Below are 24,171 nucleotides of genomic sequence, written 5' to 3'. Positions count from 1 at the left end.
TTTCGGGCAGAGAATCTCCACAATGCCGTAACCCCGCCACAACGCGCGACAATCAGCAATCTCTGATAACTCTAAGTAGCCACCAGAGGGGGAGGAACCATCATGCGCCGTCTGCCGGGGATCACCGTCGCCGCTCTCGCCGTACTGGTCTCGGCCGTCCCGGCGCAGGCGGCATACCCGGGAGATCGGGTGACATGGCCCCGGAAGCGCCCGGCACCCGCCACGACCACGATCTCCCCCGGCGCTGTCGCCGGCACGCCGTCATCGGCGGGAACGGACGCGCGATCCGGCAGGCAGGCCGCCTTCGCGAAGGCGGCGCGGACGTACGGGGTGCCGGAGAGCGTGCTGCTCGCGGTCTCCTATCTGGAGTCCCGCTGGGAGGGCCACCGCGGGCTGCCCAGCGTCTCCGCCGGTTACGGCCCGATGCATCTGGTCGACGGCCGGGCCAGGCCGGGCCGGCCCCACGGCGTCGGTGAGGACCCGCGCGGCGACGAGACCCGGCCGCGCGTGATCGCCCTTCCGCCCGTCGCGCCGGCCCCGCCCCAGGACACCCTGCGACAGGCCTCGGAACTGACCGGCCTGCCCCTCCGCCGGCTGCGCGAGGACCCCTCGGCCAACATCATGGGCGGTGCCGCGCTGCTCGCCGACTACCGGCGCCGCACCGGCGGGAGCCCCGACGCCGGCCCGGCGGGCTGGTACGACGCGGTGGCCCGCTATCCCGGCGTACCGGAAGAGGGCGCCGCGGGGACGGAGGCGGCACGGTCCTTCGCCGACGAGGTCTACGCGACGATCCAGACCGGTGCCGCGCGGGTGACCGACGACGGCGAACGGATGGCGCTGCCCGCGACGCCGGACCTTTCCACCCCGCGGGCACCACTCGCCGAACCGCCCGGTCCGGCGGCACAGCGCCGCGCGCACGGCCCCACCCCCACCCCCGCACCCGTCACGGACATCGTCGTGAAACCCGCGACGGAGCCTGCCACGAAGACCTCCACGGTGCTCGCCGCGGCCCCCTCCCCCCTGCCCACGGCGAGACCGGCGGCCCTCGCGGCGGCTCCCGCCGCGGGAGCCACTGTGAAAACCACTGCGGGGCCCGACTGCCCGAGGAACGTCTCCTGCGAGTGGCTCCCCGCCGTCTACCGGCGGCTCAAGGACGGCGGCTACGGCAACCACGACCGCTCCGACGGTCCCCGGAAGATCGACTACATCGTGATCCACGACGGCGAGACGAGCTACGACGCGATGACCCGCCTGGTCAGGAATCCCGAATACCTGAGCTGGCACTTCACCATCCGCTCCAGCGACGGCCACATCGCCCAGCACCTACGGGCCAGGGACATCGGCTGGCACGCCGGAAACTGGTACGTCAACTCCCGTTCCATCGGCCTGGAACACGAGGGATACCTGGCCAGGGGCGGATCCTGGTTCACCGAGGCGATGTACCGGGCCTCGGCCAGGCTGGTACGCCACCTCGCGGCCAGGTACGACGTCCCTCTCGACCGGGCGCACATCCTGGGCCACGACAACGTGCCGGGCACCACCCCGGAGACCGTGGGCGGCATGCACGACGACCCCGGCCCGTACTGGGACTGGAGCCACTACTTCGAACTGCTCGGCAGCCCGCTGCGCGCCTCCGGCGGTGCCGCCGCGCGTTCGGTGCTGATCAAGCCCGACTACGGCACCAACAGCCCGAACTTCACCGGCTGTCCCGGAGGGTGCCGCGGCCTGGGCGCCTCCTCGGTCTGGCTGCACACCCGCCCCTCCCTCACCGCGCCACTGGTCTCCGACATCGGCAAGCACCCCACCGGCGAATCCACCTACAGCGTCTACGACCACGCCGCCCGCGCCTCCAGCGGCCAGCGGTACGCGCTCGCCGAGCGCAGGGACGGCTGGACCGCGATCTGGTACCTCGGCCGGAAGGCGTGGTTCAGCGACCCCGCCGAGGCCCCCACCTCCCTGCCCGCGTCGGGTCCCCTGGTGACGCCCAGACCCGGCCGAGCCCCGATCAGGGTGTACGGCAGGGCCTATCCGAAGGCGCACGCCTACCCGGTGGGCGTCCCCGTGCAGGCCCTGACCCCGCTGCAGTACTCGATACCCGCCGGGCAGGTCTACAGCTCCGGCCCGACGACCCGCGCCTCCTATCTGCGGGCGGCCGCCTTCGATCCTGCCGAGCACCGCGTCGTCAGGGGCGAGACCCGCTACCGGCAGATCCAGTTCGGGCACCGGGTCATGTTCGTCCGGGCCTCCGACGTCCAACCGGTCAGCAGGTGAAGATCCGAGCCTTGCGCGCATCCGCCCTGCGGAGGCGCTAGAGTTTTCACGTGCCCCGGAGACGACTCCGGGGAGCACGCGGAAGTGGCTCAGTGGTAGAGCATCACCTTGCCAAGGTGAGGGTCGCGGGTTCGAATCCCGTCTTCCGCTCCGGCAGATCCTTTCGGGATCTGGCTGGTGGAGTGGCCGAGAGGCGAGGCAACGGCCTGCAAAGCCGTCTACACGGGTTCAAATCCCGTCTCCACCTCAGCGCACGACCTGCGGACCCCCGGGATCCGGTAGGGTGGTGCGAGCGCCAAGGGGAAACCCGAAGCAAAACGCGGAAGTGGCTCAGTGGTAGAGCATCACCTTGCCAAGGTGAGGGTCGCGGGTTCGAATCCCGTCTTCCGCTCTGGTGGTACCCGAGGACGATTAGCTCAGCGGGAGAGCGCTTCCCTGACACGGAAGAGGTCACAGGTTCAATCCCTGTATCGTCCACCGGAGAAATCCCAGGCCCTCGGCCTGGGATTTTCTGTTTCCCGGCGCCGTGCCGCCCGCGCGGAGCGGCGCCCCGGCGTCCGGATCCCGCACGGCCCGCGGGTCAGCCGCCGGGTCCCACCTCGTTGTTCGGCGCACCGTCACCGCTGGTCGGCAGATCGCCGCGCTCCACCGGGCCGGGCGGCGGCGAGGACGTCCCGGAACCGTCCGGGACCGCGTGCCGCGCTCCGGCCACGGCCGCCTTCAGCACGGTCCGGTCGACCTCACCGATGCCGCCGTTCAACCGGATGAAGTGATCGGCCCGGACCGCCGTGTACTCATGACGGCCCCCGCCCGAGCGGTACCAGCCCACCTCGTCACGCTCGCACCTCACCGGCGCCGACGCCGGTTCCGCGTCCATCAACGGCGTGTCCGCGCACAGGGCGTCGCTGAACGTGCCGCGGTCGACCCTCAGCTGAACGCGCGCGCTCCCGGAGAAGTAGAAGGCTCCGAACCCGTCGTTCCCGATCACCCCGGCCGACTGCTCGGCCAGCTGGTATCCCGGCAGATCCAGTGCGTAGATCAGCTCCGGAGCCGCTCCCTGCCGCCGCACCTGGTCCAGCACGCTCTGGCCGAGCGACGCCTCGGAGCCGCAACCGGACACGACCAGCCCGAGGAGTGCGACGGAAACGAACCGTTCCTTCATTGTGATCACTTTGTCGTAACCGGTCACCCTCCGACAACCCCGGCCGCGCGAGGTCCGCCAGAGCGCCCCGGGAAGGTCCTCCCTTCCTGCCCGCTCGCCCCCGGACTTCCCCGGCCGAACCCCGCCTGACGCGGCCTCGGGGCCGAAACAATCATCACGATCACCTTTTTGGCCCGCGTCACCGGCGGGCAAAGAGGCACCATGGGAGGACGCATGACCTGAAACACCATTAATCGCTATGCTTTTGAAACGTGGCAAAGGGGGCGAGCCTGTGCAACGCGTAGTGGTCGATCCTGAGGTGCCAAGGGACATCGCCGAACTCCTCCGTCGTAACGGGCCCCTGCTCTACCGCTTTCGCACCGGACGTGTCCCGAGGAGGGACGACGAGCCCCGGGTTCCGGGAGTGCTCATCGGGCTCTTCGGCGGCTCGGCCGCCGTCGCGACGGCCGGATTGACACTCGGTGGCATCCCGCTCCCGGCCTCCGTGGCCGTGCTCACCATGCTGGTCGGTTTCTACCTCCTCATCCTCACGGTGATCTACCTCGCCAGGAAGCCCTCACCCGCCGACTCCATCGAGCGGGTCCTGTACCGGCACTCCCTGCAGTGGCAGGGGCGCTTCCTGATCCTGGAGGACTTCGACCACGACGCCAGGAACCTGCTCGGCCGGGTCCAGCGGGCGATCGACTTCATCGTGCGCTCCCGGGTCAACGCCATGGGCATGCTCGACAGCGTGCGCAACGCGCGGCCATGGCACCGCTGGAGCGTGCCCTGGCCGCCAGCGAGGCCGCCGTGCTCGCGCGGGTGGAGGCACTGGAACGCTACGCGGGCCACGTGTCCGAGGCCGAGCGCGCCCTGCTCTCCCAGGGACAGATCGAGGCCCTGCGAGCTCACCTGCCCGAGTACGAGCAGCTCGTCGCCGAGACGGGCGCGGCCAGATTCTCCGCACCGGAGATCGGGCATCTCAGCGATGACGCCGACATGCTCCGGCGGGCGCTCCGCGAGAGCGTACGCTCGGCACACGAGGCGTTCCGCTATCTCGACCGATGATGTGAGAACCCGACCGGACGGAGGGGCGAGCCTGTGCGGCGAGTGGTGGTCGATCCCGAGGTTCCCGCCCGGACCGCCGATCTCTTTCGCCAGCACGCGTCGTTGTTGTCGCGCATCCGCGCCGGTTGGAGCCCCGAGCCTGCTGAGCCCGCCTCGCGACTGCCCGTCCGTTTCCTGTGGTCCGGAGGGGCGGTGTCGGCGCTCCTGCTGGCCTGCCTGCTCCTCCTCGCGGACGCCGGGCAGCTGTTCTTCTTCGTACTCGCCCTGCTCGCCCTCGTGATCCTCGTCGGTTTCCTCACCGTCCGTGAGCCGCTGGAGCTGGAGGCGACCGAGCACGAGCTGTATCGCGAGGCCCGCTGGTACGAGGGCCGCTACCTGCTGCCCGCCGAGGACTTCGACCACAACGCCGGCCGGCTGCTCGAACGGGCCCAGCGGGCGATCGACTTCATCCTGCGCTCCCGGGTCAACCGCGGCCATGGCACCGCTGGAGCGTGCCCTGGCCGCCAGCGAGGCCGCCGTGCTCGCGCGGGTGGAGGCACTGGAACGCTACGCGGGCCACGTGTCCGACGCCGAGCGGGCGCTACGCGCCCACGAGCAGATCGAGATACTCCGCTCACGGCTTCCCCGCTATGAGGAACTCCTGGCGGAGTCGGGTGCGGACGCCTTCGCCGTACCGGAGATAGGGAAGCTGACCGAGGACGCCGGCCACCTGGAGCAGGCGCTGCGCGACAGTGTCCGTTCGGCACACGAGGCCTTCCGCCACCTCGACGGGGTCTCCGACGGGACCACCGGCCCCTCGTCCTCCCCGAGCGGGCCCGCCCATCCCCCAAAGTCCGGGGACATCGGGCAGGAACCTTCGGCTCCCTGAGGACGAATTTCCCTCCGCGGGCGGACCGGGCCTTGTCACGCATCCCAAAGAAGACGAGGATAGCTCGCGTTCTTTGGAGGTAGCATGCGGATCCGCCTGGACACAACCCTCGGCGTGGTCGTACTGGTCGACGTGTTACGGGTCTTCCTGCCCTCGCTGATCACGCTCTTCGGCCGGGCGGGAAGCACTCCCGCGGAGATGATGGGCCTGTACGCCCTCTCCTGGTTCGTCCTGGCCTTCCTGACCGTCCCGCTGGCCAGGCTCGTCCAGCCGCGGCTGATCGCCCTCGGGGCCGGATGCCTGCTGCTCCTGGCCAGGCTGGCGCTCCAGCTGACCGGGGGCGGGGATCCGCAGCTGTACGTGGCCAGCCTCGGCCTGCTGGCCGGCCTGGTCTGGCTGGTGGCGACCGCGACGGGCGGCCGGGACGCCCGGCCCGTGATGGCCGGGGTGATCACCGGCCTGGCGGCCTCCACTGTGATCCACGCGGCGCTGGACGGCATCGACCTGATGTGGCGGCCTGGAGCGATCCCGTGGGCGCTGCTGGCCGTGGAACTCGGGCTCTTCGGCCTGTTCCTGATCCGGGCGGAACCTCCGGACGAGGAGTACTCCGGTGCCCCCCGCGCCTGGCTGGCCATCGGCCCCGCCCTGCTGCTCTGGGGTCTCTACACGGGCAACACCGCGCACGCCCAGGCGGCGACCGTCTCCGCCCAGCAGGCCGCCGCCGTGATCGTGGCGGCGTTCGCGGTGGTGTCGACGGCGCCCGCCGCGCTGCCGGTGCTGCGCCGCCCGCTTCCGCCCGCCATCGCCCTGGTCGCCTCGGCGGTGGCGTTCACCCTGGGCAGGGCCACCGTGGGCGGCGTCCACGGTGTGGCACCCGGCTGGACGATCGCCGCGCAGATCATCGGCCAGCTCGCGCTCGGCGCCTGTCTGGCGCACGCCGCGGCGACCTTCGGCCCGGACAGGGCGGCGCGGCGAGGCCTGGCCGCGGCAGGAGGCATGCTGCTGTTCGTCGTGTTCGTCTTCGGTTACTACGCCGCCTACGACCTCTACCTTTCCAACCAGTGGGTGCCGGTCGGCGCGGCGCTCATCGTCGCGGTCCTGAGCCTGGTGGGCAGCACGGGTCTGCCGCGCCGCTCCTACGACCGGCGATTCGCGGCGGCCGCCGTGGCCGCGGTCGTGCTGGTGGCGGCCGTTCCCCTCTGGCAGGGGGAGCGACCCCGCTGGGAGGCGCCGCGTGACGGGCTACGGGTCGCGGCCTACAACATCAGGATGGGGTACGGCGAGTCCGGCAGGCTCTCCCTGGAGCAGCAGGCCGACGCGCTCAGGGAGTTGCGGCCGCACGTGGTGGTGCTGAGCGAGGCCGACCGGGGCTGGCTGCTCAACGGCGGCCACGACGGGGTGCGGCTGATCGCCGAGCGGCTGGGCATGCACTACATCTGGGCCCCGGCGACCGACGAGGTGTGGGGCGACGCCCTGCTCACCACGCTGCCGATCACCTCGATAAGGAACCACGTGCTGGTCCGGGGCGGACCGACCGGCGCGCAGGCGCTGCAGGTCGGGCTGCGCTGGCAGGGCCAGGACATCACCGTGATCGGCACCCACCTGCAGCCTCCGCCGGGCTGGCGCGAGCTCGACCAGGTCGAGCAGCTCGGCGGAATCGTCAGGGAGGCCGCCAGGAACGGCGCCCCGGTGATCGTGGCCGGCGACCTCAACCTTCAGCCCGGGGAGCGGGCCTGGGAGGTGCTGACCGGTGCGGGTCTGACCGACCCCCTCGCCCCGGTCAGGCCGTTCAACACCATTCCGTCCCGGGGACATTCTGTCGAGCAGATCGACCACGTGCTCGTCACCCCGGGTCTCACCGGAAAGGACCAGGCCAACCCCGATGTCCCGCACTCCGACCACCGCCCGATCGCGGTCACCCTGGTCGCCGGGCCTTGATCGGGTTCCGCTGGGTAGTGTCGGGTGCATGACAGGACGACCTGTACTGATCTTCGACGGCGACTGCGGTTTCTGCACGACGAGCGTCAGGTTCGCCGAGCGCCGCATCGGGGTTCGCGCCCTGGTCGTCCCCTGGCAGTTCACCGATCTTCCGGCGCTGGGCGTGACCCGCGAGCGGGCCGAGCGCGAGGTGCTCTGGGTCCAGGACGGCGGGGTGTACGGCGGGGCACAGGCGGTGGCCAGGCTGCTGATCGCCGCCGGTCTCCCGTGGAGCCCGCTGGGGTTCGCGCTGCGGGTCCCGCCGTTGCGCTGGGCGGCCCAGGGCCTCTACCGCCTGATCGCCGGCAACCGGCACCGTCTGCCCGGCGGCACCCCCGCCTGCGCCCTGCCTCCGGACCACCGGTGAAGGGCGTCCTGCTCACCGGGTTCGAGCCGCTCGACGGCGGCGGCAACCCGTCGTGGGAGGCGATCTCCCTGGTGCCCGGGGTGCGGACCGCACTGCTCCCCTGCCGGTTCGGCGAGATGCTTGAGCGACTGCGCGCGGCGGTGGCCGAGCACGACCCGGCGGTGGTCGTGTGCGTCGGGCAGGCCGGAGGGCGGCCGGACGTGACCGTGGAGCGGGTGGCCGTCAACCTCGACGACGCGTGCGTCCCCGACAGCGCCGGGCGGCAGCCGATCGACGAGCCGGTGGTACGCGGCGGCCCTGCCGCCTACTTCGCCACGCTGCCGGTGAAGGCGTGCGTGGCGGCGGCACGGGCGGTCGGGGTGCCCGCGAGCGTCTCACAGAGCGCCGGAACGTTCCTGTGCAACCACCTCTTCTATGGCCTGATGCACCTGATCGCCACCGAGCGGCCGGGGGTCCGCGGAGGTTTCGTGCACCTGCCGTACAGCCCCGAGCAGGTCCTCGGCGAGGCCAGACCCTCAATGCCCGTCCCGGTGTCCGCCCAGGCGCTCACGGCGATCGTGACCACCGCCGTCTCCGTCTCGCTGGGCGGTGATCTCCGCCTGGTCGGTGGCTCCCTGCACTGACCTGGCGCCCCGCGCCGAGGCCGGCCGCTCCTTTCGTCCCCGGTCCGGTGACAGGCGGCCCGCCGGTCAGAGCGGCACGCCGTACACCACCCGGCGGCCCGCGAACTCGGTCACGCTCCACAGCGTCTTCTTGTCGCGGACGCAGGTGAGATCCTCGGGCCCCACCGGGTAGGGCCGTCTGCGCACCGTGTCGCCGACCACGACCAGGGTGCCGTTCCCCGTGGCGCCCGCGGTCTGGCTGAGGTACCAGGTGCCGTTGTAGGAGAGCGCGCCCTGGACCTTGCTCACGGGGAGCGCGTGGGCGTCCACGGCCTGGACGACGCCGCCGGCGGGGGCGTTCAGTGCCCCCTGCGCGGTCAGCGACCAGCGGGCCACCCGTCCGACCGTGCCCGCCGTGTCGACGTACTCGCCACAGATCAGGGTGTGCGGGACGGTGCTGCGGTCGACGGCGGCGTAGGAGAAGCGCACCGTGCCGCTGGTGGTGGTCCAGGCGTCGGTCTGCGGCATCACGTACCGGTAGCCGAACGCCTCGTATCTGCCGCCCTTCCTGCCGATCTCGGCCGTGCCGTCCCCGTTGACCTCGAAGATCTGCCGGGTGTCGAACACCCGCAGGCCCCGCGTGGTGTCGACGACGTACAGCAGGCCGCCGTACCAGGCGACGCCGCCGGCGTGGATGTTGATCGGCGTGATGTTCCCGTCGGCGGCGACCCGCACCAGCAGGACGTGCCGGTAGCGGAGCGTCGCGGTGTTCAGGAAGGTCAGCCGCGCGCCCCGCTCGGCCCCCGTCGTCGGCGAGTGGTACCAGCTCACCACGAACGTGCTCCCGGCGATCCCGGCGTCGGAGGCGGAGGTCAGGCCCTGGGGGTACCACTCCCTGGTGACGTTGTCGTCCGCGTCGAAGCAGTACCAGTCGACGGGTCTGGGGGTCATCTTGGCGAACGCCCCGGCACCGGTCGATCCCTTCCTGGCCGCGACGCGATTGGCCTTGGCCAGCACGGTGTCGAGGGAGACCCGTTGCAGTTCCTTCTCCAGGACCTTGATCCCGGCCGCGAGGCCGCCGGCGTCCCGTTTCAACCCGAACGGCTCCGCCGGTGCGGCCTTCATCTGACTCATGTGGGGGTCTCCTCGTCCGGTCTCGCCAGGATCGGCGGATCAAGATACGGAGTTCATGAGTATGCCTTTACTCAAATCCCTTTTGTAGCTAAAAGGGCCAGGTGTGGACGGGCTCCCCGGTCCGTGACAGTTCCCGGTACCGGCTCACCAGGCGCGCCCGCGCCGCGTGGTCGCCCCCCATGCCCGCCAGCGCCTTCCGCTGCCAGATCGCACCGGTACGGCGGCGCGTGACGCGTTCCCGCACGATGTCCAGCGCCCACCGGATCTCATCCGGCTCCACGCCCATCTTGCCGAGACCGGTCTCGGCGACCGGCAGCAGGTCCAGGGCGAGCCGCCAGGCCGGGACCTCCTCGCGCAGGCCGGGCCAGCTCAGCGGCGCGTCCAGGCCGTGGATCGCGCCTCGGTAGAAGTTGCGGTAGGCCCCGGCGAAGGGGAACTCCTCCACCGGTTGGAGGGCCAGGGCCGCGGTCAGCCCGAGCAGGAACGCGCTGTTGGCCGCCATGTCCGCCGCGCTCGGCCCCGCGGGCAGAGCGCGCATCTCCACCCGAAGATGGCCGCCGCCGGCCGGGTCGTAGACCGGCCGGTTCCACAGCCACACGGTGCCCTGGTGGAGCCGGAGCTCGGCCAGCTTCGGGACGCCGCCCTCGGGCACCTCCTCCGGCACCGAGTTCATCGGCAGCACCGGTTCGTAGTCGCGGACGCATGCCTCGAACAGCTCCTCGGCGCTCCGCGCCCAGCCGGAGCCGAACGCCACCCGCCGGACCCTGCGGTCGAGCCGCTCGACGTCCCGGTCGTCGGCGGCCTCCTCGAACAGCGCGATCCTCGTCTCCTCCCAGAGCTGCCTGCCCAGGAAGGCGGGTGAGTTGCCGCTGACCGCCAGGACCGGGCCGATGGCCAGCTGGGCGGCGTTGTAGACGCGGGCGAAGTCGGCGGGAGGCGTGCGGAGATGGACCTGCCAGGAGGTGTTGGCGCTCTCCAGGATCACCCCCTTGACCTCCAGCTCCAGCAGCTCGACCCCCTCGATGCGCACCCGGAAGGGCTCCGTGCGCAGCCGCCGCATGCCCCTGGCCAGCGCTCGGTAGCGCCCCTCACCGCTCAGCGCCTCGTGGGTGAAGTCGAACTCGCTCAGTGAGGGCAGGATCCCGATCATCACGACCTGCCCGCCCTGCGTCTCGGCCGCCGTGTCCACCACGGCCATGATCTCCCGCATCTCGCGCATCATGGCGGTGAACGGCCGCCCGGCGATCGGCAGCGGGGTCAGGTTGGCCTCCAGGTTGAACCTGCCCAGCTCCAGCGTGAGCCGGTCGTCGGCGGCGACCGCCTGCACCTCCTGGTTGCGGGGCAGCGGCCGGCCGTCGGGTGTTACGAGGAACATCTCCAGCTCAGCCCCGATCGTCACGGGACCGGCCCCGAAACCGGGCCGCGCGAGCACCTCGCGGAGGGTGTCGATCTGCTCCACGAGTCTCTCCCCGAAGCGGACGAACTCCGCCTCGGAATAACGGTCCTTGTCGACTTTCTGCCCCATCACACCGTCCGATCAGTCGGTCCTCGTGCTCCCTCCTCTCTCCCAGCTTGCGCCTTCTAATCAGGGCTTTCGTCACAGCCCTCCGCGGACGAGGGCACGCGGCACGTCCGGAGCCCGTCGCCGCGTCTCCCCTGGCTTCCCACGATGCCTCGCGGGCGCCGAGAAGGGAACGGTGCCCGGGACCGGATTGAGTAGTGTCAGGTTCGAGTGGGGCCGAAAAGCGGCGGCCGACAGCCGGAAGAGAGTGTGCGCGGGTGCGAGCGGTGGTCTTCGACGACTTTGGAGCCGAGCTTGAGGTTCGGGAGGTGCCCGCCCCCGAACCCCCGCCCGGTGGAGCGGTGATCCGGGTGGAGGCCACCGGGCTCTGCCGGAGCGACTGGCACGGCTGGCAGGGCCACGACCCGGACATCCGGGTCCTCCCCCACGTGCCGGGGCACGAGCTCGCCGGGGTGGTCGAGGCGGTGGGCGCGGGCGTCGCCTCGTGGCGGCCCGGCGACCGGGTGACCGTCCCATTCGTCTGCGCCTGCGGTTCCTGCGCGGCGTGCGCGGCCGGTGAGCAGCAGGTCTGCGAGCGTCAGACCCAGCCGGGGTTCACCCACTGGGGTTCCTTCGCCGAGTACGTGGCGATCGATCACGCGGACGTGAACCTGGTGCGGCTCCCCGAGGAGATGAGTTTCAGCACCGCCGCGAGCCTGGGCTGCCGCTTCGCCACCGCCTACCGGGCCGTGGCCACCGTGGGCCGGGTGCGGCCCGGCGAATGGGTGGCCGTGCACGGCTGCGGCGGTGTGGGCCTGTCCGCCATCATGATCGCGGTCGCGGCCGGGGCCAGGGTGATCGCCGTGGACGTCTCCGCGGGTGCCCTGGAGATGGCCAGGGCGTTCGGCGCCACCGCCTGCGTCGGTGCCGCCCCGGCCGAGGCCGATGTCCCCGCGCGGGTCGTGGAGCTCACCTCCGGGGGCGCCTGCGTCTCCATCGACGCGCTCGGCAGCCCGGAAACGTGCACGGCGTCGATCGAGAGTCTGCGCCGCCGGGGACGCCACGTCCAGATCGGCCTGCTGCCGGGGCTCACCGCGATCCCGATGGGCCGGGTGATCGGCTACGAGCTCGAACTCCTCGGTAGCCACGGCATGGCCGCGCGTGCCTATCCGGCGATGCTGGCGGCCGTCGTCGACGGCACCCTTCGCCCGGACGCACTGGTCACCCGCTCCATCGGCCTCCAGGAGGCGGGAGGTGCGCTCGCCTCGATCGGATCCGTCCCCGGCATCACAATGATCATCCCGTCCCTGCGCTGACGGCGCGGGCCGCGAACCAAAAGAGAACGCGTTTCAGTTTTTTGTTGACCGAGCCCTGGACACGTGTCTAGTTTGAGGGTCCCGGTTCGGCGAAGGACACGACGTGACAGTGCTGCCCGACTACTCAGGCCCCTTCGATCCCGGCTTCCGACTGGAACGCCTCTCTCGCGGAGCACTCGCCGTCCTCGGCAGAGAATGGCTGCTCCATGGCCACCTGCAGGACCGCGTCGGCGTCCCGATGGTCCTGGAGCTCGGCGACAGGCAGGAGGCCGAGCGGGTCGCCATCGAGGAGTGGGCGGCCGCCAGCCCGATCTACTCGGTCAGGATGCAGGAGGCCCTGGGTTTCCGGGGTGACACCGTCTCGGCCATCCTGAAGAACCTCCAGCTCGACATCGGGGCGCCGCCGCAGTTCATGGACTTCCGGCTGCGGCTGATCGACGAGCGGCACGGTGAGTTCGAACTGGCCCACTGCGGCGCACTGCTCGACGTCGAGCCGATGGGCGAGGACTGGGTCCGCGGCATGTGCCACACCATCGAGGACCCCACCTTCGACGCGACGGGGTCGGCCACCAACCCCCGCGCGAGGTTCCTGCCGCTGCACCGCCCGCCCCGGGTGCCACCCGGCCGGACGCCGCACTGCCACTGGCGCGTCGAGATCTCCGACGCCGCCGAGCCCCTCGCTCCGCACCCCAACCAGGCCTCGGTGGCGAGGTCGTTGCTCGCCCGGCTGCCGATCACCTCGGGCAAGATCTCCGCCGAGCCCGGCGGGCTGGACGGCTACGGTGGCCCCTTCGACACGGACTTCCAGCTGGAGGACCTCTCGCATGCGGCGCTGCAGACCGCGCTGGAGGAGGTGGCGATTCAAAGCCACCTGCTCTTCCGCGGCTACCTGCTCAGCATGAGCGACCACTACGGCGAGCCGGCCGCCCGCAGCGCGGGGTCCCGGGTGCTCGTCGGGCTGGCCGGCCTCACCTCGGGCAGAGTCCGTGCGGCCATGAACGTCCCCGGCGACGACGCCGCCGCCATCGGCAGGGTGCTGCAACTGCATCCGACCTTCCAGCCCGGCTCCTACGTCGGCTTGGAGGTCGAGGTCACCGGGCCGCTCCGGGTGAGGTTCGGCTTCACCGACTCGCCGATCTTCCAGGAGACCGACCCGCTCACCTGGCTGGCCGAGCTCGGCGGCGACGGCGACCGCGCCCTGGACGCGGTGGTCCAGGCGGTCAACCCGCGTGCCCGGTGCGTCCCGGTTCCACCTCGCGAGGGAGAGCGCCACGCCTACGAGGCCGTGATCGACCCCGGCGCCGAGCCCGCGCGCGAGGAGCCCGAGGTGCGCCTGGCCCGCTTCAGCGGCGGCGCCGCCTTCGCCTTCCACCGGTTGGGAGCCCGGTCGCAGATCGGCAGGCCATGAACACCGAGCCCAACAGGCGCACCCGGCGGCCACGTCCCGTTCGCCGTTGAACCGGCTCGCGGCGATCCGGAACGCCCGGCCGCGCCACCACTGATCCACAGGTCACTTACAAGAGGCTGCACCCAGACTGTGCGTACTCAACAGAAGGAGAACCTGTGAAAATCGCACTGGTCACCGGGGCCGGGCGGGGCATCGGCCGGGAGATCGCCCGGCAGCTCGCCGAGCGCGGGATGACCGTGTTCGCCGGGGTCCGCGATGAGGGGCACGCTCCCGAGGGCACCCGTCCCATACTGCTCGACGTCACCGACCCGGCGACGGCCGCGAGTGCGGCCAAGATCGTCGGTGAGGAGTTCGGGCGGCTGGACGTACTGGTCAACAATGCCGCGACCTGCGGTGACTTCGGAGTGGCACCGGCGGAGGTGACCGCCGAGCACATGCGGGTCACCTACGAGGTGGGCGTCTTCGGGGTCGTCACCGTCACCCACGCGATGATCCCGCTGCTGCGGGCGTCCGGCGAGGCCAGGATCGTCAACATGACGACCCGGCTGGCCTCGGTCGGACTCACCTCCGCCGGGGACGACCTCAACGTCGCATGGCCGATGCTGGCCTACAACTCGGCCAAGAGCGCGCTCAACGCGCTCACCGTGCTCTACGCCAACGAACTGCGCGGGTCCGGGATCCTGGTCAACGCCGTCGATCCCGGCCACTGCGCCACCGATCTGACCGGCCACACCGGAACCCGTACGGCGGCCGAGGGCGCGGCGGTGGCCGTACGGATGGCGATCCTCGACGGCGACGGCCCGACCGGCACGTTCAGCTCGCAGGAGGGCCCCATCCCCTGGTAGACGGACCCACCGCCGGTGACAGCCGGGGAGAGCACCGGCCGGTTCTCTCCCCGGCTGTCACCGGCCGGGTGAAATCAGGGTCTCCGGCAAAAGCGGCACCCGCCATCAATGGCCGGCCTGTCCTTTCATTCAATGAGGCCCGATAAAAAAAATCCCCCTCCCCGAAGAACAGGGAACAGCGCAACGACCAGCCAAAACGGGGCAGCCACAGAGCTTTAAATACTTATATAAACGATTAAAGCGGTGATAGCGTCGTTAACCATGCGTCCAGAAGATCTCGCCCTGCTCAACGTACCCGGCAGCGTCACCCGCCATGGCGATCTCCTTCTCGTCGACGTGGCCCGGCCCGATCTGGAGGCCGACGCCTACTCCGGGAGCCTGTGGCGGGTGCCGCAGGACGGCCCGCCCGTCCGGTTCACCTTCGGCGACCGCGACAGCGCGCCGCGCATCTCCCCCGACGGCGCCTGGGTCGCCTTCCTGCGCGCCGGCGACGGCAGCCCGCAGCTGCACGTGATGCCCACCGGTGGCGGTGAGGGCCGGCCGGTCACCGACCTGCCGTTGGGCGCGGGCGTCCCGGTCTGGGCACCGGACTCGCGCCGGATCGCGTTCGTCGCCCGGGTCGCCGAACCGGGCCGGTACGGCACCGAGAAGGACGTGAGCGCCGAGGCCGAGGCACCGCGCCGGATCACCGGGTTCCGCTACCGGACCGAGGGAATCGGCTTCACCTTCGACCGGCGGCAGAGCCTGTTCACGGTCAACGCCCTCGCGGACATCCCGGTGCCGGTACGGCTGACCGAGGGACCCTACGACGTCGACTCCCCCTGCTGGACACCGGACGGCGAGCATGTGCTGGTCTCGGCCCCCCGCGACCTCGACGGTGAGAGCCTGCACACGGACGTGTACGCCGTCCCGGCCGGCGGGGGCGCCCCGGTCCTCGCGGTACGCAGCGACGGCTCCGCCGAGCATCCCGTCGCCCTGCCCGACGGGGAGGTGCTCTACCTCGGCATGGAGTTCTCCGGACTCGACGCGGTGGCCCACAACCTCGGCCTCTACCGCGCGCCACTGCGGATCGCCGGCGAGACGGTGGCCGGGGCAGTGGCCGGGACCCGGCTGACCGAGGAGGAGTCGGTGGACTGCGAGCCACTGCCCCCCGTACCGCTGCGGGACGGCGTCCTGGTCGCGGTGCGGGTGCGCGGCGCGGTCGAACTGCGACTGGTCCCCTCCGGCGCCCTCGACGCGCCACTGGAGAAACTCGTCCCGATCCTGGGCGAGCGGGCGAGCGTCAAATCCTTCACCTCCTGCGGCGAGCAGGTGGTCGCGGTGGTGTCCACCCCCGCGAGCCCCGGCGAGGTGGTCACCCCTGACGGGCCACTGACGGACTTCTCCGGCGCCCTCGCCGGGATCGGCCCGCTGCTGGAGATCACCGCCGTCTCCGCCGACGGCTACCCGGTCCACGGCTGGCTGGCCCTGCCCGAGGGCGAAGGCCCGCATCCCGTCCTGCTGAACGTGCACGGCGGCCCGTTCCATCAGCACGGGTGGGCCTTCCTGGACGAGACCCAGGTCTACCGGGGCGCCGGGTACGCGGTGGTCCTGCCGAACCCGCGCGGCTCCTCAGGATACGGACAGGCGCACGGCCGGTCGGTGATCGGCGCGCTGGGCACCGTGGACGCCGACGACGTGCTGGCCCTGCTCGACGCCGCACTGGAGCGACCCGAGTGCGACGCCGGACGGGTGGGCGTGATGGGCGGCTCCTACGGCGGTTTCATGACGAGCTGGCTGGCCGCCCGGCACGGGGGCCGGTTCAGGGCCGCCTGGAGCGAGCGCGCGGTCAACGCCTGGGACTCCTTCACCGGCTCCTCCGACATCGGCTGGTTCTTCGCCGAGGCCTACTGCGGTCCCGACATCGAGACGCAGCGCGCGATGAGCCCGCTCTACCACGCCGACCGGATCACGCTGCCGTTCGCCGTGGTCCACTCCGAGGAGGACATCCGCTGCCCGGTCGAGCAGGCACAGCGGATGTTCGTCGCGCTACGCCGCAACGGCACCCCCGTGGAGTTCCTGCTCTTTCCCGGCGAGGGCCACGAGCTCAGCCGCGGCGGGCGTCCGAAGCACCGCCTGCAGCGCTTCGAGGCGGTGCTGGAGTGGTGGTCTCGCCACCTGTCCTGACCGGACCTGCTCCCCGGCGGTGAGACGCCGGGGAGTTCCGCCGCATCGTTTCCACAGCCTCCCGGAGAGTCGCCGCGCAGCGGAGCCGAGCGACACCCGTCCGCCTCGCCCCGGTAGGCCCGGAACCGGGTCAGGCCAGGCAGGTCAGAGGCCGGCCCCCAAAGAAGGTCTGCCCTCTCTCAGGCGGTTTCGGAATGAAAAAAATACCCACTCGGCCTCCCGATCGAATGCACAGTACGACAACAAAGCAGGCGCGGTGCGCGTCCAACGGACCATGAAACAATCCATCGGCACCGGACTGCTCGTCGCCACCTCGGCGCTGGCCATGCTGGCGGCCACGACCGCGTGCGCCCCACCCGCCGCCCGCCCCCGGGGCGCCGTCCCGGCTGCCGGCGGCGCTCCCGCGAGTTTCTCCCCCGCACGGGACAGCGCCCCCGCCTCCTCGTCTCCAAGCTCCGCCCCCGCGCGCCCCGCCGTCGCCGTCCAGGCCGCGGGCCTGCGGGTGGCGGGCGGCGGCACCGCCGCCGGGCGCTGCCGCACCGAGGCGCTCGCGGCACGCGTCGGCAGGGTGGACGCCGGAGCGGGACAGCGGTACGCGCCACTGGTGTTCACCAACACCTCCACCAGGACCTGCTGGGTGTACGGCTTCGTCGGCCTGATCATGATCGACGGCAGCGGCGACGCGATGCGTACCAGGACGCGCAGGGAGAGCCTCCAGCCCCGGCGGATCACCCTGCGCCCCGGAGCGAGCGCGCACGCCAGGCTGCACTGGAGCGAGGTGCCCGGCGGAAGCAGGCCCTGCCCGGCCTCCGCACGGCTGATGATCATCCCGCCGGACGAGGTGGCGCACCTGGAGATCCCGTTCAAGGCGGCCGTCTGCGACGACGGCCGCCTGGACGCCACCCCGCTGGCCTCCGGTGCGCGCCTGTAGCTCCTCGAACCGGGTCCGGGAAACGGAACCGCCTGTTTGACCCTGCTCCGCTCCGGCCGCCGTGCCCTCGGCCGGAGCGGAGCGGCGGTACGTCTAGGGGCATCTCCGGTAGACCTGGGTTTTGATGTCCACCCCGATCTCGCATTCCACGCTGAAGTAGTGGTCGCGCGCCTCCAGGAAGCTCTCCTCGATACCGCGCTGCGACCTCACGAAGGAGAGCAGGCTCCACGCCTCCTCCCTGCCGAGCCGGATCTCGTCAGGGCCGAACCCCGGCTCTGCGTCCACCGCGTAGCGGAGCGTGGTGGAAAAGCTCCGGACGGGCTGGAAGCCGAACTCCGCGGCGCGCTCCGGGAGGTCGCCGAGGATCGTACGGTCGGCGGCGTAGTTACGGTCGTAGGTCTCGAGCATGCGGCGAGCCACATCGGGGCCACGGAAGGCCGTGTCGTCGACGTCGACCACGTACAGCAGCCCACCGGGCCGCAGCACCCGGCGCATTTCGAGCAGGGCCAGGTCCGGACTGCGCAGGTGGACGAAGAGGAAGCTCGCCGTGACCACGTCGTGCGACGCGTCCGCCTCACCGGTGGCGTACGCGGTGCCCTGACGGAACGTGAGGCCGGGGTGGTTCGAGCGGGCCCTGGCGAGCAACCGGGGAGCCGGTTCGACGCCCCGCACGTCGTATCCGGCGAACGGGCCCTCCTCGGCGACCGCCGCCAGATAGTCCCCGGGTCCGCTGCCGACGTCGAGCAGCGACGCGGGCGCGGGCGGGAAGGGCGTCGAGGCCAGGCGTGGCCGCTGCTCGGCGAGTACCAGCCGTCCCTGTGCGCCCAGCCGCGGCGCCTCCTCCTGCAGGGACAGCAGGTCCAGGTAGAAGTTCTCCGCGCCGAGTCGCTCCACCGCCAGCAGGTCACCGCACCCCTCGTCGGCGAGAAACCGAACCAGCGAGGGCATCGCCAACCGCTCGTCGCCGGACGGCGACTCCCAGGTCAGCTCCCGATGCCTGAGGTAGAACCCCTCCAGCGCCTCTCCACCCTCCACGGTCATCACCGTGACCGCGTCGTCGCCCGAGCCGACCTCACCGCGCACCACGAAGTCCCGCTTGGCGTACCGATCGAGGAGGTGGTCGTACTGGCTCGGCCGGACGATGAGGAAGAACCGGGACGGGCAGAGCGACTCGCAGAGCTGCCGCACCATCGAGTTGGCGATCCGCGTGCTGATCAGGCGGCCCCGATGGGTCTGGAGCGCCACCCGCTTGCCGATCTCGACGGTCGGCCCGTCCAGGTCGGGCAGCTCCAGAGCGGCCAGCCCCGGTGCTCCCGGGCGGTAGACGTACGCGGAGATGGCGGCCACGATCTTCCCCCCGGACAGGGCGCACAGGTGAAAACCCTCCGGGTCGCTGTCGTGGTGCACCCTCTCCTCGCTCCACCCCAGCTCGGACATGAACACCCGCCGCCGTAGATCAAGGATCTCCTCGGCGGCCTCTTCCCACTTCAGCCAGCGGACCTCGATGTCACTTCCGTTGTGCATGCTCAAAGACCTCTCAGTGGATGCGTCCGAACCGCTCACGCGAGCTGGAGGCGTCCGGCGGCGAGTCGACCGGGGTTCCGGGAACCCCGAGATCGTGACCGCCGGTGAGGACGTCGCCATATCGCGAAAAGAACCAGGAGAGTAGGGGCGGACGGTTCACCGCCGGGCATGGCCAGGGCCACGCCGGGGGCGGTTCACGTCTGCCGGGCAGGCCGTCAGCCGCAATATAGGACAGCGGACTTGTGACTTTCTTGGTGTCCCGCCGGACGGCACGGCACGCCCCGCAGGAGCGGTGAGCGCGCCTCAGCTCACGATCCCCGGCAGGATCACCTCGTCGAGCACGACCGAGGCGGTCGGCTGATCGGGCCTGTCGTACTGACCTGCGGTGACGGCGACCACGAGGTCCAGCGCGGGCGCCACGTAGATCCGCTGACCGCCGTTGCCGAACCCGCCCGTCCAGGTGTCTCCCACATACCACTGGTAGCCGTAGTGGAACCCCTCGTCGATCCGTACCCGCGGACGCAGGGCCTCCGCCAGCCAGGACTCGGGCACGATGCCGGCGCCCCCGGCGAGCACGAGCCGTCCGATCGCGAGGAGACCACGAGGGGTCAGTCGCAACCCCGAGGCCGCCAGGGCCACCCCGTCCTCACCGGCCGACCACTCGGAACGCTCGATCTGCAGTGGCTCGAAGAGCCTGGCACGCGCGTACTCCTTCAGTGCCACTCCCGTGCCCTTCTCAATGAGCCGCGCCAGCAGCGCCGAGGCGCCCCCGCAGTAGGACCATCGGACGCCGGGCTCTTCCACGATCGGCTGTCTCAGGATGTAGTGGAAACGGTCGGGGGCCGCCTCCATCGCGATCTCGCTGTTGGCCGTACTGGTGTATGGGACGTTCTCGTTCCACTCCAGACCGAGCGTCATGGTGAGCGCGTGCTCGACGGTCAGCGCGGCGCGCCGGGGGTCCGCCGCGAGGTCCGGATACTCGGGGAAGTTCCGTAGCAGCGGCTCGTGCGGCTCCGGCACCCGACCGTCGGCCAGGGCGATGCCGTACAGGAGGCCGACGACGCTCTTGGTGACCGAGCGGATGTCGTGGAGTGTGTCGGGGGTGAAGCGCACGTGGCCGAGGGGTTCGCTCAGCCTGAAGTCCTCACCTTCGCCGTAGTGCTCGATGACCACCTGGCCGTGGTGGAGGGCGACAACGGCGTGGAGATCGGGCACTCGGTTCCGCTCGATGGCCCGGGCGAGGCGGTCGGCGATCATATGGCTGCTCATGATCTCGTTCTAAGTTGCGACTGGGGTCAGAGATAGGAGTCCGGGGCCGGCTTGGGCGGCGGACGCGTGCTCGACGCTAGCATCGTCGCCCCACGTGCCGGCTCCCGCTTCGGCTGTGGACGGGGAGCAGTGCGCGGCGACCGCGAGTGGCAGGGCTACTCGGGCTACTACGGCGGCTTCACCGTCATCGGCGCGACGGACATGGCGCGTGGTTTGTCACTCACGGCCGTTACCAACCGGCTGGGGTCGACCAGCGAGGCGGGCGTTATCTGGATGAAGCTGGCCAAGGCGTACGCCAGGGTCACGAACCGATGGTGACGGGTGCCGGTCTGAGCTCTCCGGTGGTTCGGACCGGCACCGCGGTTGCACGGTTCCCATCCTTGATGGGACTATTTATTCCGGAAATCGGAGTAATGAGACAGGAGACATAGGCGTGCAGTGGACCGTGAACTCGCCCGACGGCGCGGTAGAGCTCGATGTGTCACTCGATGAGCAGGGCCGGCTCTGGTATGACGTGCGGCGGCGCGGTGTCGTGCTCCTTGAGCGCTCCAGGCTCGGGGTCGAGCGGCAGGACGCGTCCTTCCACAGCGGGCTCGCGCTGGTCGCCGAACCGGTGCCCGAGGCGCGCAACGAGAGCTACGCCGCCGTACACGGCAAGCGCAGCGCGCTCCACGAGCTTTCCACCGCCGCAACACTCTCGGTGCGAGGGCGCAACGGGGCGCCGCTCGACATCGAGTTCCGCGTCTTCGACGAGGCCGTCGCGTTCCGCTACCGGTTTCCTTGCTCGTCTGACGGACCTGGCGACGCGACGGTCACCAGGGAGCTGACGACCTTCGCCTTCGCTGCCGAAGGGCGCGGGTGGCTGCAGCCGACGTCTCCCTCCGACGGGGGCGGACCCGCGCACGAGAACCTCTACACGAACGGCGTGCCCATCGGCACCCCAACAGTGGCGCGCTCGTACGACCTGCCCGCGACCTTCGAGGTGAACGGGCACTGGCTGCTCGTCTCCGAGGCCGGTCTCGACGCGACCTACCACGGTACGCGGCTCGACCCCTCGCCGGTGGGGCGTGAGTATGGCGTGCTTGGGCCCGACCCCGACGAGGGACTGGGCCATGGCGACGTCCTGGCCACCTCGGCGTTGCCGTGGACCCTGCCGTGGCGGTTCGTCGCGCTCGCGGACACCGCGGCCGAACTGGTCGAGTCCACGGTGGTGTGGCACCTGGCCGAGCCCGCGCGGATCGCCGACACCGCGTGGATCAGGCCTGGACGCGTCTCCTGGAGTTGGTGGTCGGAGAACGCCAGCCCCCGCGATCTGGACGCGTTGCGGCGTTTCGTCGACCTCGCCGCCGAGATGGGATGGGAATACTCGCTGGTTGACGCGAACTGGACGGTGCACGCGGAGGAGGAGATCCGCGAGTTGGTCGGCTACGCAGCCGAGCGCGACGTGCGGCTGTTCCTCTGGTACAACTCGGCCGGGCTGAACAACCCCTCGACGGAGGGACCGCGGGACCTCATGCACCTGCCGGAGGTGCGCAGGGCGGAGCTGGCGAAGATCTCGAGCTGGGGGATCGCCGGGATCAAGGTCGACTTCTTCCACTCGGACAAGCAGGACGGGATCGCGCACTACCTCGGGATTCTCGAGGATGCGGCGGAGGCACGGGTGATGGTCAACTTCCACGGCAGCACGATCCCGCGGGGGTGGGAGCGGACCTGGCCGCACCTGATGACGCTGGAGGCGGTGCGGGGGGCCGAGTGGTACCTGTTCGGGCCGTCGTTCGCGGAGGAGGCGGTGTGGCACAACACCGTTCTGCCGTTCACGCGCAACGTGATCGGGCCGATGGACTACACGCCGGTCACCTTCGGCGACGCGCTGCGGCCGCGGTTGACCACGGCGGCGCACGAGCTGGCGCTGGCGGTGGTGTACGAGTCGGGGCTGGTGCACTTCGCGGACTCGCCGGAGTCCTATCAGGGGCAGCAGGAGGGGGTGCGTGAGGTATTGCGCGCCGTACCGGCGGCGTGGGACGAGACGGTCGGGCTGGCTGGTGAGCCGGGTGAGCACATTGTGCTGGCTCGTCGTACGGGTGGGACGTGGTGGCTCGCGGGGATCAACGGTCCCGCGCCGCGTCCGGAGGTTGAGCTTGACCTCGGACGCCTGGGGCTGCTCTGCGGCATGTGGCGCGTGGTCGCGGACGGTGCGGATCGCGATGAGGTCGCGGTGTCGGAGGTCGCAGCAGGCGAGGTGGTCCGCGTTCCCGCAATGTCGGCGGGCGGCGGTTTCGTCGCGCGCCTGCTGCCCGAGTAACCGGCCGCCGCGGCCTGAGTCGATGGCCGGTCTCACCGACCCCGCCCGCCGGGGAGCCGACCCCCGAGGCCTGGCCTGCAGCGAGCAGCCGCCGCTACGGCCTGGCCGCGAAACGTTCGTCGAGTATCAGGCAGGCCGCGCCGATCGCCGCCACGTCGGCGCCCAGCGCGGTGCCGACCACGTTTAGGCCGTGGATCTCACGCATCACGAACTGCTGGGCGACCATCGGCTTGAGCAGTGGAAGATAGTGGTGCGCCGCAGGAGCCCAGGCCGGCCCCCCGCACACGACGAGCTCGGTGTCCAGGATGCCGCCGATGGTCGTGATCGCCCGCGCGAGCCGCCGCGCGGACTGGTGCAGGACCGCCACCGCCCGCTCGTCACCATCGTCAGCCGCCCGGCACAACGTCCCCACCCGCCTGACCGCCTGCACGAGCTGCCCGTCGTCAGGCGACGCGGGCAACACGCCCGCCGCCACCGCCTCCTGAATGAGAAAGAGCGGCGAGCACGCCGCACCCAGGCACCCCCGTTGCCCGCAGATACATGGCGGCCCGTCCACGTCGACGATCAGGTGTCCGATGTCGCCCGCGTTGCCGGACCGGCCGCGCACCACGATGTCGCCGTTGACAAGCCCCACCCCGACACCAGTGCCCAGATAGAGGAACGCGAAATCGCTGCTGCCAATCGCGGCCCCCGCCCACCGCTCGGCCACGACCGCGGCGGTGACGTCCTTGCCGAGCACGACGGGCAGCCCGGTCGCCTGGTGCAGCCGGTCGACCAGCTCGACCCGATGCCACCCCGGCAGGTGCGGCGGATCGACCATGACCCCGCCCGCGATGTCAATGGGACCCGGCGCCGCGATACCGAGCCCGAGTATCCGGTCCTGCTCGATCCCCGATCCGGCGAGCAGCACGTCCAGCGCCGATGTCATCCCGGCCAGGATGACATCGGCATCCTGGGGACTCGAGGTCTGCCTGCTGAAGTGCGCCACCAGATTGCCGCTGAGATCGAGCAGCACATACGTGATCGTGGCCGGGTCGATGTGGATGCCGAGCGCATAACGGCTCGCGGGCACAAGCTCCAACGTACGGCGGGGCCGCCCGAAGCCGGTCGACGTCGTCCCGGTCTCCGCGATGAGCCCCTGGTCGAGCAGGCGCTGGCACACGTCGGAGACGGTCTGCGCGGCGAGCCCCGTCTCGGCCGTCAGCTCCGCGCGTGAGCTCCCCGTGCGTGAGCGCCGGATCGCGTCGAGAACGACGGAGTCGTTGAAGTCGGCGACGTGTTCGAGATTGGAGCCGCGCCGAAGGCCGGAGGAACCGGCCGGAAGCCTGGCCTCCCGCCTGCCGGTCTTCCCGATTGTGGAGGACTCCCGCCCGACTGCCACTGGTCTCCGTGCCCCCTCGCCCATCATTCCGCTCTCCGTCTACCCTAGCCAACCCGCACATTGATTTATTCAGGATGTCGGAAATATTCTAGGAGTCCTT

The 24,171-nt window shown here is 70.9% G+C and carries 21 protein-coding genes and 4 tRNA genes; 18 read left to right on the top strand and 7 right to left on the bottom strand.

All coding sequences use genetic code 11. The features are described 5' to 3' along the window. Positions 1–102: 102 nt before the first annotated feature. The 5 genes from IG98_RS0109110 to IG98_RS0109090 all read left to right on the top strand — a co-directional run bounded on the left by IG98_RS0109110 (position 103) and on the right by IG98_RS0109090 (position 2,748). Positions 103–2,271 (top strand): N-acetylmuramoyl-L-alanine amidase, encoded by a 2,169-nt coding sequence (locus IG98_RS0109110; protein ID WP_037969740.1) that lies wholly within the window; start codon positions 103–105, stop codon positions 2,269–2,271. Positions 2,272–2,349: 78 nt separating this feature from the next. Beyond that, positions 2,350–2,421: transfer RNA gene (locus IG98_RS0109105), tRNA-Gly, on the top strand. A gap of 26 nt (positions 2,422–2,447) precedes the next feature. Then, positions 2,448–2,518, top strand: a tRNA-Cys gene (locus IG98_RS0109100). A gap of 72 nt (positions 2,519–2,590) precedes the next feature. Continuing rightward, positions 2,591–2,662: transfer RNA gene (locus IG98_RS0109095), tRNA-Gly, on the top strand. Positions 2,663–2,676: 14 nt separating this feature from the next. After that, positions 2,677–2,748: transfer RNA gene (locus tag IG98_RS0109090), tRNA-Val, on the top strand. A gap of 103 nt (positions 2,749–2,851) precedes the next feature. Here IG98_RS0109090 and IG98_RS0109085 read toward each other — a convergent pair. Further along, the gene (locus IG98_RS0109085; RefSeq protein ID WP_030908406.1) at positions 2,852–3,433 is read right to left on the bottom strand and encodes a hypothetical protein; all 582 of its coding nucleotides are present in this window, start codon (positions 3,431–3,433) and stop codon (positions 2,852–2,854) included. A 537-nt stretch (positions 3,434–3,970) separates the two neighbouring features. Then, the gene (locus tag IG98_RS50300; protein WP_157594243.1) at positions 3,971–4,153 is read right to left on the bottom strand and encodes a hypothetical protein; all 183 of its coding nucleotides are present in this window, start codon (positions 4,151–4,153) and stop codon (positions 3,971–3,973) included. A 27-nt stretch (positions 4,154–4,180) separates the two neighbouring features. Between IG98_RS50300 and IG98_RS48490 the strand changes: the two genes are divergently transcribed. The 6 genes from IG98_RS48490 to pcp all read left to right on the top strand — a co-directional run bounded on the left by IG98_RS48490 (position 4,181) and on the right by pcp (position 8,315). After that, entirely contained in the window at positions 4,181–4,480 is a 300-nt protein-coding gene (locus tag IG98_RS48490) for a hypothetical protein (protein WP_084195224.1), read from the top strand. A 33-nt stretch (positions 4,481–4,513) separates the two neighbouring features. Next, entirely contained in the window at positions 4,514–5,113 is a 600-nt protein-coding gene (locus tag IG98_RS48485) for a hypothetical protein (protein ID WP_211263918.1), read from the top strand. Further along, complete coding sequence (locus IG98_RS52395; protein ID WP_211263917.1) at positions 5,040–5,348, top strand: hypothetical protein; 309 nt, start codon at positions 5,040–5,042, stop codon at positions 5,346–5,348. The genes IG98_RS48485 and IG98_RS52395 overlap by 74 nt, the downstream gene beginning before the upstream one ends. An 84-nt stretch (positions 5,349–5,432) precedes the next feature. Next, a complete protein-coding gene (locus IG98_RS0109070; protein WP_030908398.1) occupies positions 5,433–7,286 on the top strand; it encodes an endonuclease/exonuclease/phosphatase family protein in 1,854 nt (617 codons plus the stop codon). 28 nt (positions 7,287–7,314) lie between these two features. Further along, positions 7,315–7,692, top strand: coding sequence for a thiol-disulfide oxidoreductase DCC family protein (locus tag IG98_RS0109065; RefSeq protein ID WP_030908395.1), 378 nt, complete (start codon positions 7,315–7,317; stop codon positions 7,690–7,692). Beyond that, positions 7,689–8,315, top strand: coding sequence for a pyroglutamyl-peptidase I (gene pcp, locus IG98_RS0109060; protein WP_030908392.1), 627 nt, complete (start codon positions 7,689–7,691; stop codon positions 8,313–8,315). The genes IG98_RS0109065 and pcp overlap by 4 nt, the downstream gene beginning before the upstream one ends. A 66-nt stretch (positions 8,316–8,381) precedes the next feature. Here the strand turns inward: pcp and IG98_RS0109055 are convergent, their stop codons facing one another. Next, on the bottom strand, positions 8,382–9,428 hold the full coding sequence (locus IG98_RS0109055; protein WP_157594242.1) for a hypothetical protein: 1,047 nt from the start codon (positions 9,426–9,428) through the stop codon (positions 8,382–8,384). An 88-nt stretch (positions 9,429–9,516) separates the two neighbouring features. Beyond that, on the bottom strand, positions 9,517–10,953 hold the full coding sequence (locus IG98_RS0109050; RefSeq protein ID WP_030908386.1) for a glutamate-cysteine ligase family protein: 1,437 nt from the start codon (positions 10,951–10,953) through the stop codon (positions 9,517–9,519). A gap of 254 nt (positions 10,954–11,207) precedes the next feature. Between IG98_RS0109050 and IG98_RS0109045 the strand changes: the two genes are divergently transcribed. From IG98_RS0109045 to IG98_RS46730, 5 genes are all read left to right on the top strand, one after another. Then, positions 11,208–12,245 (top strand): alcohol dehydrogenase catalytic domain-containing protein, encoded by a 1,038-nt coding sequence (locus IG98_RS0109045; RefSeq protein WP_030908383.1) that lies wholly within the window; start codon positions 11,208–11,210, stop codon positions 12,243–12,245. Positions 12,246–12,348: 103 nt separating this feature from the next. After that, entirely contained in the window at positions 12,349–13,653 is a 1,305-nt protein-coding gene (locus IG98_RS0109040) for a hypothetical protein (RefSeq protein WP_157594241.1), read from the top strand. A 155-nt stretch (positions 13,654–13,808) separates the two neighbouring features. Continuing rightward, positions 13,809–14,498, top strand: a complete 690-nt coding sequence (locus IG98_RS0109035) for an SDR family NAD(P)-dependent oxidoreductase (RefSeq protein WP_030908377.1) — start codon at positions 13,809–13,811, stop codon at positions 14,496–14,498. A gap of 261 nt (positions 14,499–14,759) precedes the next feature. Further along, positions 14,760–16,664 carry a S9 family peptidase gene (locus IG98_RS0109030; protein WP_030908374.1) on the top strand — a complete coding sequence of 635 codons (1,905 nt, stop codon included), beginning with the start codon at positions 14,760–14,762 and terminating at the stop codon, positions 16,662–16,664. A gap of 274 nt (positions 16,665–16,938) precedes the next feature. Then, the gene (locus IG98_RS46730) at positions 16,939–17,595 is read left to right on the top strand and encodes a DUF4232 domain-containing protein (protein ID WP_051751897.1); all 657 of its coding nucleotides are present in this window, start codon (positions 16,939–16,941) and stop codon (positions 17,593–17,595) included. A gap of 93 nt (positions 17,596–17,688) precedes the next feature. On the opposite strand, the gene IG98_RS46725 is transcribed toward IG98_RS46730, so the two are convergent. Next, positions 17,689–19,119, bottom strand: coding sequence for a class I SAM-dependent methyltransferase (locus IG98_RS46725; RefSeq protein WP_051751894.1), 1,431 nt, complete (start codon positions 19,117–19,119; stop codon positions 17,689–17,691). 303 nt (positions 19,120–19,422) lie between these two features. Then, complete coding sequence (locus tag IG98_RS0109015) at positions 19,423–20,388, bottom strand: serine hydrolase domain-containing protein (protein ID WP_030908366.1); 966 nt, start codon at positions 20,386–20,388, stop codon at positions 19,423–19,425. A gap of 66 nt (positions 20,389–20,454) precedes the next feature. On the opposite strand from IG98_RS0109015, the gene IG98_RS0109010 reads away from it, so the two are divergent. Both IG98_RS0109010 and IG98_RS0109005 read left to right on the top strand, forming a co-directional pair. After that, on the top strand, positions 20,455–20,706 hold the full coding sequence (locus IG98_RS0109010; RefSeq protein ID WP_157594239.1) for a hypothetical protein: 252 nt from the start codon (positions 20,455–20,457) through the stop codon (positions 20,704–20,706). A gap of 115 nt (positions 20,707–20,821) precedes the next feature. Next, complete coding sequence (locus tag IG98_RS0109005; RefSeq protein WP_051751892.1) at positions 20,822–22,690, top strand: glycoside hydrolase family 97 protein; 1,869 nt, start codon at positions 20,822–20,824, stop codon at positions 22,688–22,690. 94 nt (positions 22,691–22,784) lie between these two features. On the opposite strand, the gene IG98_RS0109000 is transcribed toward IG98_RS0109005, so the two are convergent. Beyond that, on the bottom strand, positions 22,785–24,071 hold the full coding sequence (locus tag IG98_RS0109000; protein WP_211263916.1) for an ROK family transcriptional regulator: 1,287 nt from the start codon (positions 24,069–24,071) through the stop codon (positions 22,785–22,787). Between the last annotated feature and the right edge of the window lie 100 nt (positions 24,072–24,171).

Source organism: Streptosporangium amethystogenes (genome assembly GCF_000721075.1).
Classification (GTDB): Bacteria; Actinomycetota; Actinomycetes; order Streptosporangiales; family Streptosporangiaceae; genus Streptosporangium; species Streptosporangium amethystogenes.
The sequence above is the reverse complement of the archived record's forward strand: the minus strand, read 5'-3'. Positions and strand labels throughout refer to the sequence as shown.